General features: G+C 67.8%; 19 protein-coding genes. 14 read left to right on the plus strand and 5 right to left on the minus strand.

Annotated elements, in window-relative coordinates; genetic code table 11:
- Both AB0B25_RS10950 and AB0B25_RS10955 read right to left on the minus strand, forming a co-directional pair.
- Nucleotides 1–1,332 (minus strand): HAMP domain-containing sensor histidine kinase, encoded by a 1,332-nt coding sequence (locus AB0B25_RS10950; protein WP_357177044.1) that lies wholly within the window; start codon nucleotides 1,330–1,332, stop codon nucleotides 1–3.
- Nucleotides 1,329–2,021 carry a response regulator transcription factor gene (locus AB0B25_RS10955; RefSeq protein ID WP_357177045.1) on the minus strand — a complete coding sequence of 231 codons (693 nt, stop codon included), beginning with the start codon at nucleotides 2,019–2,021 and terminating at the stop codon, nucleotides 1,329–1,331. Before AB0B25_RS10955 ends, AB0B25_RS10950 begins: the two co-directional genes overlap by 4 nt.
- Before the next feature lie 42 nt (nucleotides 2,022–2,063).
- Between AB0B25_RS10955 and AB0B25_RS10960 the strand changes: the two genes are divergently transcribed.
- The 3 genes from AB0B25_RS10960 to AB0B25_RS10970 all read left to right on the plus strand — a co-directional run bounded on the left by AB0B25_RS10960 (nucleotide 2,064) and on the right by AB0B25_RS10970 (nucleotide 6,839).
- Nucleotides 2,064–2,201, plus strand: a complete 138-nt coding sequence (locus AB0B25_RS10960; protein ID WP_357177046.1) for a hypothetical protein — start codon at nucleotides 2,064–2,066, stop codon at nucleotides 2,199–2,201.
- Nucleotides 2,202–2,741: 540 nt separating this feature from the next.
- A complete protein-coding gene (locus AB0B25_RS10965; RefSeq protein ID WP_357177047.1) occupies nucleotides 2,742–4,952 on the plus strand; it encodes a hypothetical protein in 2,211 nt (736 codons plus the stop codon).
- 81 nt (nucleotides 4,953–5,033) lie between these two features.
- A complete protein-coding gene (locus AB0B25_RS10970) occupies nucleotides 5,034–6,839 on the plus strand; it encodes a dynamin family protein (protein ID WP_357177048.1) in 1,806 nt (601 codons plus the stop codon).
- Nucleotides 6,840–6,882: 43 nt separating this feature from the next.
- On the opposite strand, the gene AB0B25_RS10975 is transcribed toward AB0B25_RS10970, so the two are convergent.
- Nucleotides 6,883–8,793, minus strand: a complete 1,911-nt coding sequence (locus AB0B25_RS10975; protein WP_357177085.1) for a glycoside hydrolase family 15 protein — start codon at nucleotides 8,791–8,793, stop codon at nucleotides 6,883–6,885.
- A 171-nt stretch (nucleotides 8,794–8,964) separates the two neighbouring features.
- Here AB0B25_RS10975 and AB0B25_RS10980 point away from each other — a divergent pair, with 171 nt between their 5' ends.
- The 9 genes from AB0B25_RS10980 to AB0B25_RS11020 all read left to right on the plus strand — a co-directional run bounded on the left by AB0B25_RS10980 (nucleotide 8,965) and on the right by AB0B25_RS11020 (nucleotide 18,180).
- A complete protein-coding gene (locus AB0B25_RS10980; RefSeq protein ID WP_357177049.1) occupies nucleotides 8,965–9,243 on the plus strand; it encodes a hypothetical protein in 279 nt (92 codons plus the stop codon).
- Nucleotides 9,244–9,674: 431 nt separating this feature from the next.
- On the plus strand, nucleotides 9,675–9,764 hold the full coding sequence (locus AB0B25_RS10985; protein WP_357177050.1) for an Ms4533A family Cys-rich leader peptide: 90 nt from the start codon (nucleotides 9,675–9,677) through the stop codon (nucleotides 9,762–9,764).
- Between the two features lie 203 nt (nucleotides 9,765–9,967).
- Complete coding sequence (locus AB0B25_RS10990) at nucleotides 9,968–11,014, plus strand: sulfate ABC transporter substrate-binding protein (RefSeq protein WP_357177051.1); 1,047 nt, start codon at nucleotides 9,968–9,970, stop codon at nucleotides 11,012–11,014.
- 129 nt (nucleotides 11,015–11,143) lie between these two features.
- Entirely contained in the window at nucleotides 11,144–11,944 is an 801-nt protein-coding gene (cysT, locus tag AB0B25_RS10995) for a sulfate ABC transporter permease subunit CysT (RefSeq protein WP_357177086.1), read from the plus strand.
- Complete coding sequence (gene cysW / locus AB0B25_RS11000; RefSeq protein WP_357177052.1) at nucleotides 11,941–12,747, plus strand: sulfate ABC transporter permease subunit CysW; 807 nt, start codon at nucleotides 11,941–11,943, stop codon at nucleotides 12,745–12,747. The genes cysT and cysW overlap by 4 nt, the downstream gene beginning before the upstream one ends.
- Nucleotides 12,744–13,739 (plus strand): sulfate ABC transporter ATP-binding protein, encoded by a 996-nt coding sequence (locus AB0B25_RS11005; protein ID WP_357177053.1) that lies wholly within the window; start codon nucleotides 12,744–12,746, stop codon nucleotides 13,737–13,739. Before cysW ends, AB0B25_RS11005 begins: the two co-directional genes overlap by 4 nt.
- A gap of 553 nt (nucleotides 13,740–14,292) precedes the next feature.
- Entirely contained in the window at nucleotides 14,293–15,441 is a 1,149-nt protein-coding gene (locus AB0B25_RS11010; protein WP_357177054.1) for an Hsp70 family protein, read from the plus strand.
- Between the two features lie 137 nt (nucleotides 15,442–15,578).
- A complete protein-coding gene (locus AB0B25_RS11015; protein ID WP_357177087.1) occupies nucleotides 15,579–16,586 on the plus strand; it encodes a diiron oxygenase in 1,008 nt (335 codons plus the stop codon).
- Nucleotides 16,587–16,593: 7 nt separating this feature from the next.
- Nucleotides 16,594–18,180, plus strand: a complete 1,587-nt coding sequence (locus AB0B25_RS11020; RefSeq protein ID WP_357177055.1) for an FAD-dependent oxidoreductase — start codon at nucleotides 16,594–16,596, stop codon at nucleotides 18,178–18,180.
- A gap of 72 nt (nucleotides 18,181–18,252) precedes the next feature.
- Here the strand turns inward: AB0B25_RS11020 and AB0B25_RS11025 are convergent, their stop codons facing one another.
- Nucleotides 18,253–19,023: an SDR family oxidoreductase gene (locus AB0B25_RS11025; protein ID WP_357177056.1), complete on the minus strand. Its 771-nt coding sequence runs from the start codon at nucleotides 19,021–19,023 to the stop codon at nucleotides 18,253–18,255.
- A 499-nt stretch (nucleotides 19,024–19,522) separates the two neighbouring features.
- On the opposite strand from AB0B25_RS11025, the gene AB0B25_RS11030 reads away from it, so the two are divergent.
- Both AB0B25_RS11030 and AB0B25_RS11035 read left to right on the plus strand, forming a co-directional pair.
- Nucleotides 19,523–21,688 carry an Hsp70 family protein gene (locus tag AB0B25_RS11030; RefSeq protein WP_357177057.1) on the plus strand — a complete coding sequence of 722 codons (2,166 nt, stop codon included), beginning with the start codon at nucleotides 19,523–19,525 and terminating at the stop codon, nucleotides 21,686–21,688.
- A 2-nt stretch (nucleotides 21,689–21,690) separates the two neighbouring features.
- On the plus strand, nucleotides 21,691–22,578 hold the full coding sequence (locus tag AB0B25_RS11035; protein ID WP_357177058.1) for an HAD family hydrolase: 888 nt from the start codon (nucleotides 21,691–21,693) through the stop codon (nucleotides 22,576–22,578).
- 160 nt (nucleotides 22,579–22,738) lie between these two features.
- Here AB0B25_RS11035 and AB0B25_RS11040 read toward each other — a convergent pair whose 3' ends face one another.
- Nucleotides 22,739–23,515, minus strand: a complete 777-nt coding sequence (locus AB0B25_RS11040; protein ID WP_357177059.1) for an anti-sigma factor — start codon at nucleotides 23,513–23,515, stop codon at nucleotides 22,739–22,741.
- Nucleotides 23,516–23,649 lie beyond the last annotated feature (134 nt).

Below are 23,649 nucleotides of genomic sequence, written 5' to 3' on the forward strand. Positions count from 1 at the left end.
TCAGCCTGTCCCGCGCAGACGCACGCGCAGGCGGGTCCCTCCGAGCGGGCTGTCGTCGAGTTCGGCGGTGCCGGAATGCAGTTCGGCCTGTTGACGGACCAAGGCGAGACCGAGGCCGGAGCCGGGAGAGCCCGGCCCTTTGACGAAACGGTCGAAGGCGGCGGCGCGCACCATGTCGGGGACGCCGCGGCCGTCGTCGTCGATGCGGATCTCCACGGTCGCCTCCGGTCCCACGCGCGCGGTGACCCTGACGGTGTTCGCGTGGCCGTGTTGTACGGCGTTGGCTACGCCGTTGGTGACGATGAGCATGATGCCGCCGGGCAGGCCGGTCATCGTGGTCGGTGTGCATTCGACGAGTTCGACGCGGACGTCGGGGTGCCTGCGCTGCGCGTCCTGCACTACGCGATCCAGGGTCTCGCCGAGGTCGAACGACTCGAAGGTGTCGGGTTCGGTGAGTTCGCCGACCGCGAGACGTTCCAGGTCGGTCAGTGTGTTCTCGATCTGCTGCTCGGCGAAGAGCACGTCGGACAGGATCGCGCTGCGTTGCGCGGGGGGAATCTCCTTGGTGGCCAGCACCTGTAGGTCGGTGCGCAGGGCGGTCAGCGGGGTGCGTAGCTCGTGCGCGCAGACGGCGGCGAAGTCGCGTGCACCGGTCAGCGCCCGATGGGTGGCCCGATGGGCGGCCTCGAGCCGGGTCAGCATCCGGGTGATGGCGTCGGACAGTTCCTCGGCTTCCCGCGCGCCGCGGCCGGACAACGGAGGCAGTTCCTCCAGGGTGTCGATACTGTGCGTGGCATCGGCGAGCCGGCGCAACGGTCGGGCGGCGTAGCCGGCCAGGAACCAGCCGAGCACGGCGGCAAGCAGTGCTCCCGCCACCCCGATGCCGAGCCCGATCCGCTGGCTGCGGTGGATGGCCGTGGCCACTGTGTCGCGGTCGGGGGCGAGTGCGACGAGTACGCCGGGCATCCCATCGACCTTGGTGATCGCGGCGTCGGCGGGGAGGCCGCGCCCGCGTGTGCCGGCCGAGTCGGCGTGCGCCCGCTCGGGGGCGACAGTAGCCGCCAGCGGCGGAATCGGCAGCGCCGCAGCCGCTTCGGGCGGCGACGCGACCCGGACGGCCATCGACGATACGGTCTGGTCCAGTTGGCGTTCCCCGGTGGCGCCGAGCAAGGCGGTGAAGGTGATCGTCAACGTGAGCGCCACCATCGCCGCGATGACACCGGATACCACGGCAACCCGGGTGCGCAGCGAGGGCGATCGGCTGAGGGCTTCGCCTCGGCGGCTCGTGACGCGGTCGCGCGGGCCGCGCGGTGTGCTGATTCGCTCGCTCATGGCTGCTCCCGGAGTACGAAACCGACGCCGCGCACGGTGTGGATCACCCGGGGGGCACCGTGTGCCTCGAGTTTGCGCCGCAGGTAGGAGACGAACACGTCGACCACGTTGGTGTCGGTGGGGAAGTCGTAACCCCAGACGGCGGACAGGATCTGCGCACGGCCGAGCACGACGCCGCGGTGCTCGGCGAGCAACGCCAGCACCTCGAACTCGCGTTTGGTCAGCTCCACCAGCCCTCCCGCCGCGAGTACCCGATGCCCGGCCAGATCGATCGATACCTGCCCGACTCGGCGCAGCTCGTCGGGCCGTGCTACCGGATTGCGACTACGCCGCAACAGCGCGTTCAGGCGTGCGACCAGTTCGCCCAGATCGAACGGCTTGGTCAGGTAGTCATCGGCGCCGCGTTCCAGACAGGCGATTCGGTCGCTGACCGCGCTGCGCGCGCTGAGCACACAGATCGGGATGTCGTTGCCCATCGCCCGCAGCGCGGTGACCACGCCCACGCCGTCGAGCCCAGGCATGGTGACGTCGAGCACCATCGCGTCGGGCGCGGTGCCGTGCACCATGCTCAGCGCCTCGGCGCCGTCGCCCGCGGTGACGACCTCGAAGTCCGAGAGTTCGAGGCCCCGCCGTAGCGAGGCGAGGACTCGAAGTTCGTCGTCCACGACCAAGATTCGTTGTCCGGTCATGGTGTCAATCTAGTTGCGGGAGCAGAGATCACCGGTCGGTTGATGCCACAGCTCGGCGTCGAACCGATGGACAAGCCGATCGGAAACAATGGGTGGCTCGCGCTCATCTGGTACGCCGTCGTCGCGGCGGGCGGATGCCTCTGGTCGAAACCACTGTTCAACCACGTGTCCGCCCGTTGAAAGCCGTCTGTGATATCGCGCTGGCAGCGACATTCTGCGTCGGCCGCCCCGCGGAGGGGTAGCACGGGTACTTCGACGATTCGTCGTCGGCCTGGCACGACGGCGTGCGTGGTCGAGCGACATCGGCGCAGGGACTCTCGGCGACGAGAACTCGGCGTGGAAACCACAGTCCTACCGGGAGTGTCTCTCGCAATGTCGGATATCACACGCCGACCTCGAACCCAGAGTTCTCGGAGGCGCTCTCGAGATCTGCCAATTTCTCCCCCCTTTTTCCCGGATGCTGATCAGGGCGACTGTCGAAGCACACCGAATCGGGGCTGGTACCGGTGCATTCCGAGACCGTGTCCAGTCTGCCGGGGACACCGGAAATAGGGCTTTCGCTCCGTTATCGGTGATGGCAAGGTTGTGTTGCTCGGTGCAATCGGATTCTCTACAGTCCTGGAGAATGTGACAGTCGAGTATTTCCGAAATATTGTTAGGTGATCTTCACTCGGTCGGCCCGGCGCGGTGAGGATGCTGGACATCGAGAGTGGAGTTGCCATGACGCGTGATCTGCCCTTCGACGACGATTCCGAAGCGGCCGACCGCGCGGGTGACACCGCCTATCGAGTGGCAACCGGTGTCGCGCAGGTGGCGCGGGCGGGCGCGTATGTGACCGGCGGCGCACTCGTGGCCGCGAACGGCGGTGGCGTTCCCGCGCAGCCGGGCGAGTCCCGGCTCGACAGCTGGAACACCGGCTGGGCGCACAACACCGACCCCGATCCCGACCAGCCGAGCCCGGTGGTCACGTTTCCGGATCCGGTGGTCGAGCCCACGCCGTACGCCCCGCCGACCGCGTCGAATTCGCCTGTCGTGCATGGCCAGTGGGCGCCGGGCTTCACATTGCCGAGCACCGATCCCGGCTACGCCGACCTACCCTCGTTGCCGACGCTCGACGGCGAGTACAACGGTACCGACGCCGGCCTGCCGTTGCCGACTCTGCCGGGTGGTGACGCGGGCGGGCACGGTATGCAGTTGCCCGGATTCTCCGGTGGGGGCGTGCCCGGGCCGGGCGGCATTCCACACATCCCCGGTGTCGGTGGCAACCATGCCGGGCTCACGCTCTCCGGGACCCACGACCCCGTGTCCGATGGACTTTCACTGCCCGGTCCCGTCGGTTCCGATCCTTCCGGCGCGGTCGAGCCCGGTGGCCACGGATTCGGGCTGCCGGGCCATGGACTCGGGCAGGCTGGGCACGGCTTCGGCCTGCCCGGCGCCAACGGCTTCGTCGCCCCCGGCTCCACCGTTTTCGACCTGCCCGGCAATATCGCCCTCGATGCGACATCGGCAGCGGGCGATCCGTTCGACGGCGTCGGCGCGGGCGGCGATCACCTCGGGGTCTTCGTCGGCACCCAGTGGTCGGTCGACTTCGGACTCGGTCCGAACGGGGTCTACTTCACCTCGGAGATGAAGGTCGACGCCGCGGCCGGCCAGGTCGGCGACCAGCTCGACCAGTTCACCGACTGGCTGGCCGACGGCATCCACGTGCCGGACGGCACCGGCCGCACGGCCACCGAGGCGCAGGCGTCGGGCCAGAGCAGTCCCGGGCTCGGCGCGCTCGCCGCGCCTACCGCGGGTGCGCCCTCGGCGCAGTCTCTCGCGGCGAGCGCCGCCCAACCGGTCGGGCAGCCATTGGTAGCCTCGGCGCCGATCGCCGTGGCGTCAGGTCCGGTCGCCCCGGCGGCGTCCGTCGCGTCTGCCGCGTCGGTGGCGCCGACAGCGTCGATCGCTCCCGCCGCTCCCGCCGCGTTCGCCGCCACACCGATCGTCGCCACCCCACTGCAGACCACGATCCAGCCGGACGCGGCCGCTACGCCGATCGCGAATGTGCTCGCCGCTCCGGAGGGCCCGTCGGTGCTGACCGCGCCGGCAGCGGTGGTGCCCGCGCTGTTCGACCACATCGTGCGGCCGATACCCGCGCTCGAACCCACTCCGGTGACCGACTCGCAGCCGTCCGGCCCGACGCCGTCGCCGACGACCAAGCCGACGACGATCGTCAAGACCACGCCGACGCCGACCCTGCACGACGACGTGACCACCCCGTCGGTACCCGAGACGCCGGATCAGAGCACCATCAAGGTCCCGGGAGCCGGCACCACGACGGTGCCGCACGGCGGTGTCAGCACCGGTCCGAACGTACCGACCACGGAGACGCCAGGCGGGACGGTCACCAAGCCGGCAACACCGACGTCCGGCCCCGACGACGACGTGACGACCCCGGGCGGTATCGACGCCCCGAGCACTGGAGCCGGGGCCACGCACAGCACTCGGCCGACCCATCAGCCGACCGATGACGCACCGACCAACGATCTGCCGACCGATGACGTGCCGACCGTCTCGGTGCCCGCGCACCCGACCGTCGCGCCGACATACAGCGCGCCTACTCACGCGCCGAGCGCGCCCACCGTCGACATCGAGCCGCACACCCCGGTCGCGCCGACTTATGTCCCGCCCGCGCCGACCCCAGTGCCGGTGCCGGTCAAACCGCAGGTCATCGACCCTAAACTGCACGGAATCTCCGCACCGCTCGGTGGTGACCACGTCGCCGGTCCCGATCTCATGCCGCTGATGGCGGCGGATCACCCGTTCGTCGACCACCCTGTGCTCGCGGTGGACTCGGGCGGTAACCTGTCCAGCGCGCTGATGCCGGAGTCCATCGGCGCCGAGCCACATCATATGGTGTCCGGCGGGCTGGACCACCCACTGATGTAGTCGATTCGTCGAGGATTGAACGACCGCCGGGCGCTGGCAAGGGGTATATCGATCGAGAGAAACCGAGAGCAAGGAGGAGGGTTGTCTGCCGCTGCCGGGCTGAAGGCCGCGACCGTGAAACATCCGGACGCGATGGCCCCGCTCATCCGAATACTCGACGAGCTGCGGAAGACGGCCCGGTCCGCGGGACGTGACGATCTCGGCAGTCGATTGAACATGGTCCGCGCCAGGGTGACCGATCCCCGGGTGCGCCTCGTGGTCGTGGGTGAGCCGAAGAACGGCATGAGCACGCTGGTCAACAGCCTGGTCGGGACCGCGGTCAGTGCGACGAACAGCGAGTTGAGCGTTCCGGTGATCGTCGAGTACGGTCCGGAGCCGACCGCGACACTGGTGCGCCAGAACGAGGTGGGTCGCACCGAGCGTCAATCGGTCGATCCGCTCGATCCCGGCCCGGCGCTAGCCGCCCAGGGCGTCGTGCGCGCTGAGTTCACCCAGCCCAGCCCACTGCTCGCCGATGGTGTGGTCGTCATGGACGCGCCGGGGGCACTGGGCGACAACCGCACCACCTGGTCGATGATCGCCGCCGCAGACGCGGTGCTCTACGTCGGCGACGCGGGCGCCGAACTGACCATCGAGCAGATCGCCGAGCTGCAGCGCATCGAGCAGATCTGCCCCACCGTGATCTGCGTGCTGAACAAGATCGATATCCATCCGCACTGGTCGCACACCCAGCAGCGCAACCGGGAGTTGCTCGACGCGGCGGGTCTGGGGTTCGCGGTGGCGCCGGTGTCCGCGCAGCTGCATCGGCAGGCCGGACTATCCGGCGGCTATCAGCGCGACATCGAATCGGGTGTGCCGCAACTGATCGACCACCTGCGCGACTATGTGATCGCCCGAGCCGACACGGTCGCGCTGGAAGCCGCCGTGCGGGATATCCGCTTGGTCGGCGACCACCTCGCGATGACATTGCGCACCGAGGCCGAGGCGCTGCGTGATCCGCGTCGCGGGGCGGAGATCACCGCGCAACTCACCCGTGCCCGCGACGACGCCGATCAGCTGCGTCAGCGCACGGCGAACTGGCAGGTCACCCTGGTCGACGGCAGCACGGAGCTGATGGCCGACATCGAGCACGATCTGCGTCATCGGCTGCGCAGCCTGATTCGGGATGCCGAGGCCGAGATCGCCAAGACCGATCCGGCACGTCGGTGGCGGGATTTCGACGCCGACCTGGACGCCCGGATCTGCGACGCCGTCGAAGAGAACTTCGCGGTGGCGCACTTCCGCTCGATGGAGCTGTGCGAGCAGGTTGCCGCCAAGTTCCCGGCCGACAACCGCGCGGCGCCGAAGGTCGATCTGCGCCTGGCTTCTCCTGGCGAGGTGCTCGAACACGTGCAGTCCCTGGAATCGCTGGAAAGCGCGAAAGCCGGTGTCACACAGCAGTTCCTGACCGGTCTGCGGGGTTCCTACGGCGGCATCCTGATGGTCGGTCTCGCCACCAGTTTGCTCGGCATGTCGTTGGTCAACTGGTACTCGGCGGGCGCGGGCGTGTTACTCGGCGTCAACGCGCTGTGGGACGACCGCAAGAACCGCAAGCTGCGCAGGCGGGCCGAGGCCAAGGTGGCGGTCGCGCGCCTGATGGACGACGTGATCTTCCAGGTCGGCAAGGAATCGCGCAACCGTTTGCGCGCCGTGCAGCGGGTGCTGCGCGACCACTTCACCGACATCGCGACGGACCTCTCGCGCGGCGCGGACGAGGCGCTGCGCGTGGCCGAGGAGGCCTACGGGAAGTACGGCGCCCGCAGCGAGGAACGGGTCGCCGACCTCGAAGTGCAACTCGGCACGCTGCGCCGGCTCCGCGACGAGGCCGACGCATTGATCGCCGGGTAGCCGCACCGGTCGGGTGGCCGGGCGGTCGGCGCGAATCGCCCTACTAGGTGTGCGCGGGCTGGAACTGGCCCGTACGTCGGGATTCCTCGGCTCGGATCACATGCGTCAAGGCGTTGATCAAGGCCAGATGGGTGAATGCCTGGGGGAAGTTACCGAGGTGGCGACCGCTGCGCGGGTCGATCTCCTCGGCGTAGAGCCCGAGCGGGCTGGCGAAGCCGAGCAGCCGCTCGCACAGATGTCTGGCGCGCTGTACTTCGCCGATCTCCACCAGCGCGGAGACCAGCCAGAACGAGCAGATCGTAAATGTTCCCTCCGCACCGGTCAGTCCGTCGTCGGTGGTTTCGGTCCGATACCGCAGGACCAGGCCGTTCTCGGTGAGGCGGTCGGCAATGGACAGCACCGTGGCGCGCACCCGATGATCCTCCGGCGGCAGAAAACGGGTCAGCACCACGAGCAGCAGTGCGGCGTCCAACGTGTCGCCGCCGTACACCTGCGTGAACACCCCCTCGGCGTTCACACCATGGGTGAGGATGTCGGTCTTGATCTCTTCGGCGATGGCGTACCAGTCGGCGGCATGCTCGAACTGGCCGTGCAGTTCGGCCAGTTTCGCGCCGCGGTCCAGCGCCACCCAGCACATTATTTTGGACGAGGTGAAATGCTGCGGCTCGCCGCGCACCTCCCAGATGCCGCGGTCGGGTTCCTGCCAGTGTGTGATGGCGGCGTGCACCTGACGAACCAACAGTGGCCACAACGTCTCGGGCACCTGCTGCCGTGATTTCACATGCAGGTACACCGCGTCGAGCATGGTGCCCCAGATGTCGTGCTGGTCCTGGTTGTAGGCGTTGTTGCCGATCCGTACCGGTCGGGCGCTGTCGTAGCCGGTGAGGTGTTCGAGGATGTGCTCGTCGAGTTCACGCGCGCCGCCGATGCCGTAGAGCACCTGCAGCGGAACCGGTTCGTTGTTCTCACCGGTCGTCGCGTCGTTGAGGAAGGCGAAGAAGTCGTTGGCTTCGCGATCCAGGCCCAGGGTGTACAGGCCCCACAGTGCGAAACTGGCGTCGCGCACCCAGGTATAGCGGTAGTCCCAATTGCGTTGCCCACGTGGTGTTTCCGGCAGCGATGTGGTCGCGGCCGCCAATAGCGCTCCGGTCGGCGCGTAGGCGAGACCTTTGAGCGTGAGCGCGCTGCGCTGCAAGTAGTCGCGCCATGGGTGATCCGGGAACTTGCCGAGCGTGATCCACTGGCGCCAGCATTCGGTGGTCTGCCACATCCGCTGTGCGGCGTCGTCGAAAGTACGCGGCGCGGGCAGCTCCGACCAGGTGAGCGCGACGAACACCTGGTCGCCCTCTGTCATCCTGGTGCGGGCCCGGGCTTCCCTGCCCTCCAAACCGAGGCGCAGGTCGGTGGTGAGCCGAAGAGACGGGCCCGCGCCCGGGTCGTCGTCACGGACCGCGGTCGCCTCTTCGTAGACCTTGCCGGTGTACTCCCAGCGCGCGGTGGCCCGGTGATAGGAGAACGCGGGCTCGCAACTCACCTCGAGCTCCACCGTGCCGCTCACACATTTCACCGTGCGCAGCAGCACATGTTCGGCGTCCCAGTCCATCGGTGTGCGTCGATGCGTCCTACTGCGCTGGTCGTTGTTGTGCCACGGCCCGAGCACCATGGCGTCGCGCACGATCAGCCAGCCGGTGTCGGTCTGCCAGGTGGTCTCCAGGATTATCCCGCCGGGCAGATAGCGGCGGGCGGCGGGAACGTTGATGCCGTAGGGCCCGATCCGGAAATGCCCCGCACTGCGGTCCAGCATGGCGCCGAAGATGCTCGGCGAGTCCGGCCGCGGTACGCACATCCATTCGACCGCGCCGTTGCTGGCGATCAGGCAGTTGGTCTCGCAGTCGGAGAGGAAGGCATAGTCATCGATCGGGGGAAAGATGCCGTGATGTCGCGCTTCGATCATGGCAGTCGACAGCGCCAAGCTGCCGGGTTCGTCGACAATGCGGTCTTCGGAGGACGCCATATCCCATCTTCGGACCGATCCGGGCTCGGCGTCCACTGTTGCGGCGCCTCGATGTGGTTGCGAGTGCGTTGGCCGTGCGGAGCGCCACGGCGGACCTACTAGGCTGGAGCCGTGCATCGCATCGCAGGTTGGTGGGACGGCTTCGAGCTGTGGGTCGCGGGATTGCCGTTCATCCCGCAGTTCCTGGTTGTTCTGGTGGGGATGGTCCCGATCAGCTTCGCCATCGCCTACGGGCTCGACCGTCTGTTGCGCGCGGTGCTGCGCCGCATTGATCGCAGGCACGCCGCCGCGGCAGTGCCGCCGGTGCCGAGTCCCACGCCGATCCTCCCCGAACCCGAGCTGGTGGCCGCCGCCCACAGCGGTCGGCCGGTGCAGAGCGGGGCGCGTTGATGCCCCGTTCGCGGGTCCAGCTCGCGTTGGTCGCGCTGCTCGTGCTGGTCGTTGTCGCCTGGTTGCTCACTCGCTGAGCGCACACCGGTTCACGCCGGTCGGTCGCGGAATCGTTGGCTGAGATGAGTTCGGCGACAGCGGTCGCCGACGAGCCGACATCGTTGCCGAGCGCGCCGTCCGGATCAGCGGGATCTTCGACGTGGTCGCCGGCCGTCGGCACGCACGCCACGGCGCCGCCAGCTCTGGTGTGATGCGCGCTCCTCCGGGATCCGCACGCAGTCCGGCGCAGCGTGCGGAAGTGACGTTCGTCTACTCGGACCTGCCCGTCGCGGGTGCGAAGACCGTCCGGGCCTGCATCTATTGGCTGAGTCCTGCTGGTTGTCGACCCACGATGGTTCGAACTCGCATGGTTGCTCTGCTACAGTCTGCCCGTGTCTTCGAGTGTCATCCCGCAGGTCCGCCATGAATTGGCGTTGATCGCTGTCGGTGATCTCGCAGTCGCGGATATTCTCTGTCGCTGATCGGCGACGGGTCCTTTTCGTCGCCCGCCCGTAGGCCGGCACGCAACTTTCTCGCAAACGGACTCGACCTCTGGCGACCGATTCGGCCGACGAATCGCGATATCGCCGCGCAATGCGGCGCAAATCTACCGAACACCGTTAGTTTTATCCGCCACCGACGCTATTACCGGACAATGGCGGTCCGCAGGAAAGGCTCAACCCTGATGTCTCGCAAATCGTGGCTCTCCCCGCGTCGACGCTACGGCGCCGTCGCTGTCACCGCGCTCGCGGCGGTCGCGCTCACCGCGTGCGGTGGTGGAGCCAGTGACACCGTCGGGGGAGGTGCCTCGGACGGCAGTGCGGGCACCCTGAACCTCTATGCCTATGCGGTGCCGAAGCCCGGATTCGACAAGGTGATCCCCGAGTTCAACAAGACCGACCAGGGGAAGGGCGTCCAGATCCAGCAGTCCTATGGCGCGTCGGGCGATCAGTCCCGCAAGGTCAAGGATGGCGCGGCGGCCGACATCGTGAACTTCTCCGTCGAGCCGGACATCACCCGCCTGGTGGACGCGGGCCTGGTGGACGCGAGCTGGAATGCCGACGCCAGCAAGGGAATTCCGTTCGGCTCGGTCGTCGCGATCGTGGTCCGCAAGGGTAATCCGAAGGGCATCAAGGATTGGGAGGACCTGCTGAAGCCGGGCGTCGAGGTGGTCACCCCGAATCCGTTCAGCTCGGGCTCGGCCAAGTGGAATCTGCTCGCGCCGTACGCGGCCGCGAGCGACGGCGGCAAGAATCCGCAGGCGGGCCTGGACTACCTGAGCCGGTTGGTCACCAAGGAGCATGTGAAGGTTCAGCCGAAATCCGGCCGCGAGGCGACCGAGACCTTCCTGCAGGGCACCGGCGACGTGCTGCTGAGTTACGAGAACGAGGCGATCTTCTCCGAGCGCAACGGCGACCCGATCGAGCACACCATCCCGCCGGTCACCTTCAAGATCGAGAATCCGGTCGCGGTGTTGAAGACCAGCAAGAGCCAGCAGAAAGCGGTCGCCTTCCGCGACTTCCTGTTCACCGCGCAGGGCCAGAAGGCGTGGGCCGAGGCCGGTTTCCGGCCGGTCGATCCGCAAGTGGCGGCCGACTACGCCAAGGACTTCCCGACCCCGCAGCAGTTGTGGACGATCGACGATCTCGGTGGTTGGAAGACCGTCGACAAGGAGCTGTTCACCCCGAATACCGGTTCCGTCGCGGTCATCTACGACAACGCGACCAAATAATCGGGCGCCTCGTCGGACACGGGATACTGGACGATCGTGACTGCTAGTAGCAATGCCGGGACCGCGCGGGTAGGCGGTCCCGGCGGCTCCGCCACCGCGCCCGCACCCGCTCGTGGGAACCGGTCGTGGCTGCGCGTGACCGGCTCGGTCGGCCCGCTCGGTATCGCCACCGCGATGCTGTGGCTCAGCATCATCGTGCTGTTACCGCTGGCAGCGCTGACCGTGACCGGTTTCGAGGACGGCTGGTCCGGCTTCTGGGACGCGATCACCGCTCCCGCCGCCCTGGATTCGCTGCGCATCACCGTGCTGGTCTCGGTGGTGGTCGCGCTGATCAATGTGGTGATGGGCACGCTGATCGCCTGGGTGCTGGTCCGCGACGAGTTCATCGGCAAAGGCCTGGTCAACGCGCTGATCGACCTGCCCTTCGCGCTGCCGACCATCGTGGCGAGCATCGTGCTGCTGGCGTTGTACGGCCCGCAGAGTCCGATCGATATCCACCTCAACGCGACCCAGCCGGGCCTGATCGTGGCGCTGGCGTTCGTCACGCTGCCGTTCGTGGTGCGATCGGTGCAGCCGGTGCTCATCGAGGCCGACCATGAGGTCGAGCAGGCCGCGCTGTCGCTCGGTGCGAACAACTGGACCACCTTCCGCCGCATCGTGCTTCCGACGCTGGCGCCCGCGATCATCAGCGGCGGCGGTCTCGCCTTCGCCCGCGCGATCGGCGAATACGGTTCGGTGGTGCTGATCGGCGGCGCGATTCCGCGCAAGACCGAGATGGCTTCGCAGTACATCCAGAAGCAGATCGAGATCGACCGGCCGGTGAACGCGGCGGCGGTATCGGTCGCGCTGCTGGTCATTTCGTTCGCGACGCTGCTGGTGCTGCGGCTGCTCGCCGAACGAGCCACGCGCAAAGAGCAGGCCGACCGATGAAATTGTCCGCGTCGACGCGTATCTCACTCCGGACGGTGGCGCTCGGCTATTTGTTCATTCTGCTGCTTCTGCCGTTGCTCATCATTCTGTGGCGCACCTTCGAACGGGGGGTCGGCGCGTTCGTCGACTCGATCTCCACCCCAGCGGCGGTCTCGGCGTTCCAGCTGTCGATCCTCATCGTGGCGATCGTCGTCCCGTTGAACGTCGTCTTCGGCATCGTCACCGCGATCGCACTGGTCCGCGGCAGATTCCCCGGCCGCACTCTGGTGCAGGGCATCGTGGATCTGCCGTTCGCGGTGTCGCCGGTGGTGGTCGGCGTCTCGCTGATCCTGCTGTGGGGCTCGGGCGGCTGGTTCGGCGGCCTCGAAGACCTGGGTGTGAAGGTCATCTTCAACCTGCCGGGCATGGTGATCGCCACCATTTTCGTCACGTTGCCGTTCGTGGTGCGCGAGGTCGAGCCGGTGTTGCAGGAGATCGGAGACGACCAAGAGCAGGCCGCGGCCACCCTCGGCGCCTCGCGGTGGCAGACGTTCTGGCGTATTACGCTGCCCGCGATCCGGTGGGGCCTGACCTACGGTGTGGTGCTCACGGTAGCCCGCGCGCTCGGCGAGTTCGGCGCGGTGATCATGGTGTCCTCCGCCCTACCCGGCAAGTCACAGACGCTGACACTGCTCGTGCACGGTCGATACATCAATGACCACAACACCTTCGGCGCCTATGCCGCCGCGACGTTGCTGATGGGTATTGCCCTCGTGACTCTTCTGCTGATGACCCTCCTCGAGCGTAAGCGGGGCGCCAAGTGATCACCGTGACCAACGCGAACAAGAACTACGGCTCGTTCGCCGCCCTGGACGATGTCACCATCGATATCCCGTCCGGCGAATTGACCGCGTTGCTCGGCCCTTCCGGTTCGGGCAAGTCGACGTTGCTGCGCTCGATCGCCGGCCTAGAATCACTGGACTCCGGCGTGGTCACCATCGCGGGACGCGATGTCACCCGGGTGGCGCCGCAGAAGCGCGATATCGGTTTCGTGTTCCAGCATTACGCGGCGTTCAAGCACATGACGGTGCGCGACAACGTGGCGTTCGGCCTGAAGATCCGCAAGCGCCCGAAGTCCGAGATCGCCAAGCGCGTCGACGAACTGCTCGGCATCGTCGGGCTGGACGGCTTCCAGCATCGGTACCCGGCTCAGTTGTCGGGCGGGCAGCGCCAGCGCATGGCCCTGGCCCGCGCGCTGGCCGTCGACCCGCAGGTGCTGTTGTTGGACGAGCCGTTCGGCGCGCTGGACGCCAAGGTCCGTGCCGACCTGCGTACCTGGCTGCGCAGGCTGCACGAAGAAGTCCACGTGACCACCGTGCTGGTCACCCACGACCAAGAGGAGGCGCTCGACGTCGCCGATCGGATCGCGGTGATGAACAAGGGCCGTATCGAGCAGATCGGCAGTCCGGAGGACGTGTACGACCGGCCCGCCAACGAATTCGTGATGTCCTTTCTCGGCGCGGTGGCCCGGCTGAACGGACATCTGGTGCGACCACATGACATTCGGGTCGGCCGCGACCCGAGCATGGCGCTCGCCGAGCACGAGGGCACCGCGGAATCGGCCGGCGTCACCCGGGCAACGGTCGAGCGCGTGGTCCATCTCGGTTTCGAGGTGCGCGTCGAACTCCGTAACGCCGCCACCGGCGACCTGTTCGCCGCGCAGGTCACCCGTGGCGACGCGGAGGCATTGCGGCTGTCGGACGGTGAGACGGTGTACGCGCGCGCCACGCGCATCCCGGAACTGCCCACGCATTAGCCAGAGGTTCGCGGTAGGTGGCGCGTGTTGGTGTCGACGCGCGGCAGCGGTCGCACGACCGGGTAGTTGCCGAAGGTGCCGCCTGCTACGCGGTCCCGGGTCGCGCAGCAGGATGGGACGGTAGCTCCGAACCGTGTCGACGCTGCGATGGGCGGAGTCGTATCGTTGCCGGGAGTCGTGCCGAGCGCGTGGCCGAATCGGTCTGGCGCGGCACGCCGATGGGCGCGCAGTTGTGGTGCAGCTAATCTGCCGCAATCTATTTCGGTGGTGGTTCCGGCACGTAGGCCCGTGTCTGTTCGCGAGAGATTGTCGGGACCGACTTACAGGCAAACCTTGACGGGCTGCTCCGAACCTCGCGTGTCGCAGGGAAACCCGACCGGGCGCCCGATGTCGGCGTCGGCACGCGGTGGGTCGGCCGATGGCCGGAGTGTGTGACGTGGGTCGGTACAGGCGGCTTGCGGACAATCGGTTGTCCAGGGTTGGCATGAGGATCGCGGAGTGGTTGCCTGGACTGCGTTCGAAGCAAATCGGCGCGGCGATCAGGTGGATTGCGATGGCGGTTGGTCTCGGTTTGAGCATCGGTACGGTGAACACGGTTTCCGCACTGGCGGAGGAAGGTTCGGCCAAGGCCCCGCCGGGGCACCGCAAAAAGCAGTGTTCGCAGGCCATTACCCGCCGCACGACGTTGACCTTCGACAGCACCGGCTCGGCCCGGGTCGGCATGATTCCCCGGCATGGTCGCGCGATCGTCGAATTCGCCGATCTCACCCAGCGCTCGATCATGCAGGCACGGGTGCGGCATCGTCCGCTCTCGCGTGCGAATCTCGTCGCGACGGTCGCCGACTGTGTGATTCGCGAGGTGCTGGACGATCATCCGTCGTGCGGCGCCGGTGTCGGCATCGCCCTGACGCACCCGGCTGGCTACAGCGGTGAACAGGTGGGCGAGCTTCGTGCGGCGCTGGACGCCGCCGAGCTCACCCGGGTGACGCTGGTCGCCGAACCGATCGCGGCAGCGGCCTGGCTCGAGGCGGACCGCGGACCGCTGATGCCCGGCCTCGCGCTGGTCTACGACCTCGGCGGCACCAGCCTCGACGTGACGCTGGTCCGGGTCGGCGCCGGGCGTCCGCACAATCCGATCGTCGGTGAGCCGTTGCGCTCCACCGAGTTCGGCGGACGTGCGTTCGGCGCGCTGGTCGCCGAACGTGCGGGTCGCGGTCTGCCGTCGTCCTCGGTCGCGGAGGCGGTGACGGAGGCGGCGGCCGACGAACTGCGCCGCGACCTTGTCAAGGAATCGCTCGAACTCGTCTACCGCTGTCTGCGGATCGCGGACGTCACCATGGCCGACGTCGACTGTGTCCTCGTGGTCGGCGGCGCGGCACGGCCGGTGGAGGTGGCCCAGGTGCTGGCGGCCGAGTTGGCCAGGCCGGTGCTGATCGCGCCCGATCCCGAGCGGACCGTCGCCGACGGCGCCGCGATCATCGGCCGCAGGGCGGCGGCTGCGGCCGAGGGGCAGTCCGACCAGCGCGACGGCCGGGCCCGTCGCCGCGCGGTCACCCGCGCGTTGGTGCTGTCGCGCCGCACCAAGCGCCGGTGGACCAGGGTCGCTGTCCTCGCGATGCTGTCGTTGACCGGCGTCGGTATGTCGGTCGCGGTTCCCGGTGACGGGGTGGTCGTCGGGTTGTCGCAGGTCGGATCGCGGTAGGCGGGCCGCCCGGCGGTGCTCGCGATGAGGGCGGGCACCGTCGGGCGGCCCTGATACGTGCTGGGTTGACGTAACTCTCCGTTGGTGTAACCATGGGATACAGATAAAGGTCCCGCCGAGGAGAGGCAGTGACGACGATGTCCACAGCCGTGACGCCCGCAGTCGATCCCGATCTGGCGAAGGCGCAGGAGTACGCCGCGAAGCTGCTGCTGCTCTCCGAAGGGTCGGTCGACAAACATTTCGATCCGTTCGAGGACATCGACTGGGACAACCCCGATTTCGCCGTCGACGCCGGCGCGGAACGCTGGATCCTGCCCGTGTCCGCCGATACGGTCGGGCGCCACCCCTGGTATCAAGCGCTGCCGACCGAACAGAAGATCGCGGTCGGCAAGTACCGGCAGGCCAACATCGCCAAAGTCGGTCTGCAATTCGAGTCCATCCTGATCAGCGGCATGGTGATCCACAACTTCGGCCTGCCGAACGGTTCGCCGGAGTTCCGGTACTGCTCGCACGAGATGATCGAGGAGCACAATCACACCCTGATGTTCCAGGAGATGGTCAATCGGATCGGGCTGGACGTCCCTGGGATGGGTCCGGTGACCAGTAAGTTCAAGTACTTGGGCGCGCCGGTGGCCGCCCGGTTCCCGAACCTGTTCTTCATGGCGGTGCTGGCCGGCGAGGAACCGATCGACCACATCCAGAAGCAGATTCTGCGCTCGGGTGAACAGGTGCACCCGATCATGCGCGGCGTCATGGCCATCCATGTGGCGGAAGAGGCGCGACACATCTCGTTCGCGCACGAGTTCCTGAAGAACCATGTGCCCCGGACGGGCGCGGGCGAGAAGTTCGTGCTGTCACTGGCCATGCCGATTGTGATGTGGATTCTCGGCCGCGCCATCGTGACCCCGCCGCGGTCGTTCTTCCAGAAGTTCGACATTCCGGACAAGGTCCGTAAAGAGCTGTTCTACGGATCCAAGGAAGCCGAACGGGTTTTCAGCGATTACTTCTGCGACGTGCGTACGCTGGCCAAGGACATCGGACTGATCAACCCGGTCTCCAAGATGGTCTGGAAGCTGCTCCGGATCGATGGCCACACCACCCGATACCGCTCGGAGCCGCTGCGCGCCGAGAACAAGGTCGCTTGAGCCTGTCATGCCCTATGTCGTCACCCAGTCGTGCTGCAGCGACGCGTCCTGTGTCTATGCCTGCCCGGTCAACTGCATACACCCGACTCCCGACGAGCCGGACTTTCCGACGGCGGAGATGCTGTACGTGGACCCGAAGGCATGCGTGGACTGCGGCGCCTGCGCCACCGCCTGCCCGGTCGACGCCCTGGTGCCGGCCCGGAACCTGACCGCTGAGCAGCAGCCTTTCCTCGAGATCAACGCCGACTTCTACCGTCGGACACGGCCGCGCTCGCTGCTGGCCCGACCGGTGCCCGCGGCCGAGATCCACACCGATCGGCAGCCGCTGCGCGTAGCGATCGTGGGGTCCGGGCCGTCGGCGATGTACGCCGCCGACGAGCTGCTCACTCAGTCCGACGTGTCGGTGACGGTATTCGACCGGCTGCCGGTGCCTTACGGTCTGGCAAGGCACGGCGTGGCGCCGGATCATGACAAGACCCGCGCGATCGGCAAGCTGTTCGACGTGATCTCGGCGCAGCCGGGGTTCGGCTCGTACTGGAATGTCGAGATCGGCGTGCATATCTCGCGGGCCGAGCTGCTCGGCCACTTCCACGCCGTGATCTACGCGGTGGGTGCGTCGTCGGATCGCAAACTCGGTATTCCGGGTGAGGGGATGGCGGGCAACGTGCCGGCCACCGACTTCGTCGCCTGGTACAACGGTCATCCCGAGCACGCCGACCGAGTCGTCGAACTGACCGGGCGGCGCGCGGTGATCGTCGGCAACGGCAACGTCGCGCTGGACGTGGCCCGTATTCTGACCAGTGCGCCCGGTGCGCTCGCCGATACCGACATCGCCCCGTACGCACTGCGGGCGTTGCGCAACAGCGAGATCGAGGAGGTGGTCGTGCTCGGCCGCCGCGGGCCGCTCGAATCCGCCTTCACCGTGCCGGAATTCGTCGGCCTGCTGGGCGCCGATGTCGACGTCGTGATCGAGGGCGAACTGCCCGAGCGCGGGGCGCAACTGCCCTATCAGGTCGAACAGAAGCTACGGCTGCTGCACAGCGCGCGTGCCCGCCCGGTCCAGGGACGCAAGCGAATTGTGTTCCGGTACCTGGCCGCACCCACCCGGATCCTCGGGACCGACCGGGTGCTCGGTATCGAGGTCGGCCACACGGAACTCGTCACCGGTCCGGATGGTCGCGTCCGTGCGGTCGCGACGGGACGGACCGAGCGGGTGGACGCCAGCCTGGTTCTCACCTCGATCGGGTACCGCGGCGTTCGGGTGCCTGATCTGCCGTTCGACGAGAACGCGGCGGTGATCCCGAACCAGGAAGGTCGGGTGTTGGACCGGGTCGGCGGCACCGCACTGTCCGGTATCTACGTCACCGGCTGGATCAAGCGCGGCCCTACCGGTTTCATCGGCACCAACAAGTCCTGTGCGCAGCAGACCGTGCGGCAGCTGGCCACGGACTTCAACGCAGGTCTGCTACCCGAGCCCACCGGCACCCGGGCGGATTTCGACCGTCTGGTGCGCTTGCGCCGGCCCGCGGTCCGCGCCGGAGGGGCCGCCGCTGTTCGGCCGAGCCGGATTCGGCGTCTGTTGGCCCGCGCTTGAAGAAGGCCCACCGTGGGGACCGAGGCGGTGCTGTTCCTCGGGGCGGCCCTTCCGTCCCGCCGCACCGGACGGTCAGCGCGCGGTGAACCCGCCGTCGATGGCGAGCGCCGCTCCGGTGACGAAACTCGCCTCGCGGCTGAGCAGGTACGCACAGAACGAGGCGATCTCATCGGGCGTGCTGATCCGGCCGAGCGGATGCAGCGCGGCGATGGTCGCCACTCCTTCCGGTGTCGCGCCCATCGAGTTCCGGAACGCCGGCGTGTCGATCGCCCCGGACACCAGTGCGTTGACGCGAATACCTCGGTCGGCCGACTCCAACGCCACCGCTCTGGTCAACCCGACCACGCCGTGCTTGGCCGCTACGTACGGCGCCACCGAACCCATGCCGACAACGCCCAGATTCGACGCGTTGTTCAGAATCGCCCCGCCGCCGGTGGCGGCCAGCGCTGAGACCTGGTGTCGCAGGCCATAGAACACGCTGGTGAGATTGAGCTCCAGGTCGGCGCGCCAGCCCGACTCGTCGATCTCCGTGACCGACCCGAACGCGTGGACGGCGCCCGCGTTGTTGAACGCCGCGTCCAGGCGGCCGTATTCGGACAGCGCTGCCTCGGTCAACCGGGCCACATCCTGTTCCACCGTGACATCGGTCGGCACGAACAACGCGCGACCGCCGGCCGCGCGGATGTCGGCGGCCACCTGTTCGCCCGCGTCCTTGCCCCGTGCGCCGAGCACGACTGCCGCTCCCTCTCCCGCGACCCGAATCGCCACCGCTTTGCCCACGCCCGAGCTGGCGCCGGTGATCAGAACGACTTGTCCCGCGAACCGCATACCCATCGTCGTCATATTCCTTTCCACTCTTGCGATCTCACCGCCATGGTGTGGTCGCGTTGTCGAGTCAAGCCGGAGCGGAGCGGCATCGCTGGCGGGTATCAGCCGTTGTATTTGACAGGTCATTCGATGGTCCCGTTCGAAGCGGCATTGGAAATACGAAGTAGTGGCAATGATTTGGCTACCGACCAGTCGGTGCCTATCGCCTGGTGTGGTATGGGGGAGTGGAACCATCTCACGGTCGGATTTCGGCTTGGATAACTCGATCGCTGCATGTTAACGGAATATGGCGAGTCGCAGCGGGATTGGCCTGTCGATGGGACTGAACGCATCAGTTTTGATGCCACCACCTGGCGATACTTGCGGTCGAGGCGAGCGGAGGGAAATCGCATATCAATTAAGCATCTGTATGGACGCGAAGCAGCTAACCTGTAGTCGCTGTTTGGAAGACGACCGCGGCCGCTGGGATCCCCTGTGCGATGGACGTGGTCACGGTGCGTTGACGGGATAGCGGATGACCACAGGTCTGGGTTTCAGCATCGGTTCAGTGAACTCGGTGACGGCGTCGGTTCACGGTGTGCGCACGCGCCCTGTGGCGCGATCTCGCCGCACCGCGGTGACCTTCGACAGCGCGGGTGGACTGCGCGTCGGTGGGATTTCTCGGCTCGGCATGGCGATCACGGATTTCGCTGATCTGAGCCGTGACCCGGACACTGTTGTCGTCGGAGGCCGAATCTGGTCGCCCGCCAACCTGGTTGCCGCGGTCGTGCAGGAACTGCGTGCGTCCGAGCCCGCCGCCATCGAAGCAGGGGTCATCACGACCTACCCGGCAACATATTCCGACAAACAGCTCGCGCTGTTGCGTCAGGCGCTCGCCTTGTCGGGCGCGGGCGACATACTGCTGGTGCCGGAGCCGGTAGCGGCAGCCGAGTGGCTCGAGTACGCGCACGGCCCGTTGGAGTCGAATTTCGTGCTGGTCTACGACCTCGGCGGCACCAGCCTGGACGTGACCGTGGTGCGCGTCGGCCCGGACTGGGACAACCATCCGATGATCGGAAAGCCGATGCGTTCCTACGACTTCGGCGGCCGGCCGCTGGGGGCGATGATCGCCCGCTACGCACCCGACCCCGCGCGTCGGTCGATGACGCCGATCGTCGACATCGATGGTCTGCGCACCGTGCATGTGCAGGACTCGCTCGAGGTGGTGCGCGCCTGTGTCCGGGCGTCCGGTGTCACGATGTCCGACATCGGTCGCATTCTTGTCATCGGGGGCGCGTCGCGGCCCGCCGAGGTGGCGCGGACGCTCGCCGAACTCGGTAGGCCCGTAGTAATTTCGGCCGACCCCGGTCAGATCGTCGCCGCCGGTGCTGCGCTCATGGCGGCACGGACCGCGGCGCTCGGTACGTCCGGCGGCCGGACGGCGGTACCGCGCGCGGCGGTGATCTCCAGTGCCGCCGTGGTTTCCGCGGTCGCGATGTCGGCGGTGACCGTCTTCGGCGGACCTACCGTTCCCGGACTGTCGCCGTTGTCCAAGCGCTTCCCGGATATTTCCGCCCCGACCGAGGCCCTGCTGTTCGACGCGCGCGGCGAGCAGGTCGCCGAGGCATGGTCGCGGGTGACCGCCGCCGCACGATGGCATGCGGGGTACGTGATGCCCTCGTTTCTGTCGCCGCGGGCTTCGCTGTACAGCCGCCTCATCCCGCCTGCTCCGCGCGGCGCGACATACGGCCCGTCGGTCTCCGACTCGCGGTTCGGCTCGCATCGGGAACCTCGAAACTGCTGTAGCTCGGTGGGTCCTCGCGACGGGAGGTATACCAACCCGGCCGTATTCGTGAATCCGCTGCCGTTCGTCTTCGATCGTCATCGCCCGCCCAGCGGCCACGGTTGGCCGCACGTGCCTACTCAGCCGCACGTGCCTGATCAGCCTCCCGCGTCAGGTGCTGATACGCCCGCTGGACCGCCTGCAGGGTCACCCGCCCCGCCCGGCACCACCGTGCCTGCACCCCAGACGGGTTGGCCGCCGGCGATCCCGAATCCAGCTACTCCCCCCGCTTCCGGCGCGACCGCGCCGGGGCATTCGACCGACGCTCCGTCCACTGGAGCCGGTGCCGACACCCCGGGATCCGGAGTGCCTTCCGACAGTGAGGGCGGCTCGTCCGGCGACACTTCATCCGAGGGTGCGTCGGCCGGGGGTAATCCTGCGGATGCATCGAATGGTGGAACGCCATCGTGGAACGATGGGTCCACCAGCGGGACAACGCATGGAACTTCCTCCACCGGGGATTCGTCGTCTTCCGTTGGGTCGGCGGGTGGTTCGACGGGAGGGCCGTCGTCGGCCGGTTCTACCGAGGGAGCCTCGACCGGCGGGTCCTCGCCGGGTGGTTCCCGATCCGGCGGTGGTTCCGGTGGTGTGTCGTCGGGCGGCTCGACCGGACGGCCGTCGCGTGCCGGCGCGACGGGAGGCGCCACGACTGGCGGTTCTTCGCCGGGTGGTTCCCGATCGGGTGGTAGTCATGGCGGGCCTCCTTCCAGTGGCGGGGCCTCGGCGGGAAACTCTTCGGGCGCTTCGCCTTCTGGTGGCTCGGTGGGCCGTTCCAGCCCGGGTGGTGGGTCGACCTCCGGCGGTTCGGCTTTCGGTGGCATGGGCGGAGGCGGCATGGGCGGAGGCCGAGGTCGCTAGCTGTGACCGAAGCGGTACCCGATCCTGGCGCGAGTGCCGGTCTCGGAGCGGGTGATCGGCTGACGAGCTCGACGCTTCGCCGGCACAATGGGCTGGTGGTATCCGGGGGACCCCAGCTGATCGCGCTGGATGTGGACGGGACGTTGCTGGACACCGGGAGACCGGTCAGCGCGCGGGTGCTCGCCGCTGTGCGCGCGGCCGTCGGGGCAGGCGCGCATGTGGTGGTGACCACCGGGCGCACCCTGCTGACGACGCGTCCGGTCCTCACCGAACTCGGACTGAACGATGGGCACGCGTTGTGCTCGAACGGCGCCGTGCACATCGACGTGGCCAAGGGCGAGCCGGTCGCCGTGCAGGCCTTCGACCCGGCCCCGGCGGTCACCGCGCTGCGCGCGCTGTTCCCGGAGATGATCTTCGCCGTGGAGAAGGTCGGGATCGGAACGTGGGCCACCGGAATAAGCCCAGGCGAATTCTCGATCGGGGATTACTTGCTCGTCGACCACCAGGCATTGAGCAGCGAACCCACTCCACGCCTGAACGGCTGGTGGCCAGAGGGTTCGCTGCCGGAGATGCTGCGCGCGCTGCGCACCCTGCGGGTGCCCGGAGCGAGCTGGGTACACGGCGAGTTCGGCCCGTGGCTGACCGTCTCCCGGCAGGGCGTGTCCAAGGGCTGGGCGCTGGAGCAAGTGCGCGGCGTCCTCGGCATCCCGCACGCGGCGACCTTGGCCATCGGCGACGGCTACAACGACCGCGAGATGTTCCGCTGGGCAGCGCATTCGGTGGCGATGGCGAACGCGCCCGAGGAGGTGCGCTGCCTCGCCGACGAGGTCACCGACCATGTCCTCGAGGACGGCGTCGCCACCGTTCTGGAGCGTTGGTTCCGACCCTGATGCCTTCGTTGCGAGGCAACGCTGCAGATTGCAGCGTTGCCTCGACGCCGATCCCGCATCGGAATCACGCGATTTCGACCGTCGCACGCCCCCGCGGAACGGTGTCGGCCGTGCCGGGCACCGCCGGTGGGCGCTATCGCGCGTACGCCGCCGAATCGACTCACGCCAGGTCGATCCGGACCACCTCCGGCGTGGTCGGCCGCGGCGACCCGTCGCTCGGCTCGGTGGTGATCGCGATCAGTGCGGTGTCGTCGGGCAGGTCGGCCGCCAGCTCGAGGTATTCACCTGTGGTGTGCAAAATTCCGGCCGACCGCGGTGCGCCACCGACCGGAATCATCCACAGCTGGTAGGCGTGGACATCGTCCAATGCGGGCAGATTGACGGCTGACACGACCACCTTGCCCACACTGTGCGACAGCACCGCTGTGGCCGTGGCGCCGTCGGCGTGCACCGTGCCGTTGCGAGTAACGGAATCGGTGGCGCGCCGCACCTGCTCGGTCGCCGATGCCGTGGCGCCGTCTGCGTCCCGATCGATCAGACCGAGTCCGGCGACCAGCACGAGCGCGGCGGCCACCGCGGTTGCGGCGCCGGTCACGATCCATGTCGTCCACGGGCGACGGCGGGGAATCGGCGGGGCGTCGTGCACCGGGAACTGCTCCGGTGCCGCCGGGATGTCTTCTTCGAACAGCTCGAGCGGCGGCAGGATGGCGGTGTGGCCGAGCGCGTCGATCCGGTCGAGCGGCGGCATGATCCGGGTCGAGTCCAGGTCGCTCGACCCGTCGGCGGGCGATTGCACGCTGGTGCGGTCCTCGCCGCGCGGGCGGTTCTGCTCGTCCGCATTCGCTGCGGGAGTGAATAGCATGTCCTGATTGTTTGCTGAGTCGCTGACGCCATCGGCGTCCGAGGCGCCGTCTACTGCTCGGGCACGGATGATCATGCGGTGTCCTTCCAAGCCTGACCAAGCCGGATGCCGTTCACACACACAACGGCGGAGTGTGCGGTAGATCATATGATGCCGTCCGCACTGCAACTAATCGGCTACCCCGCGCGTCACCGACCGCGCCTGCGCGC

Source organism: Nocardia sp. NPDC049190 (genome assembly GCF_040648115.1).
Taxonomy (GTDB): domain Bacteria; phylum Actinomycetota; class Actinomycetes; order Mycobacteriales; family Mycobacteriaceae; genus Nocardia.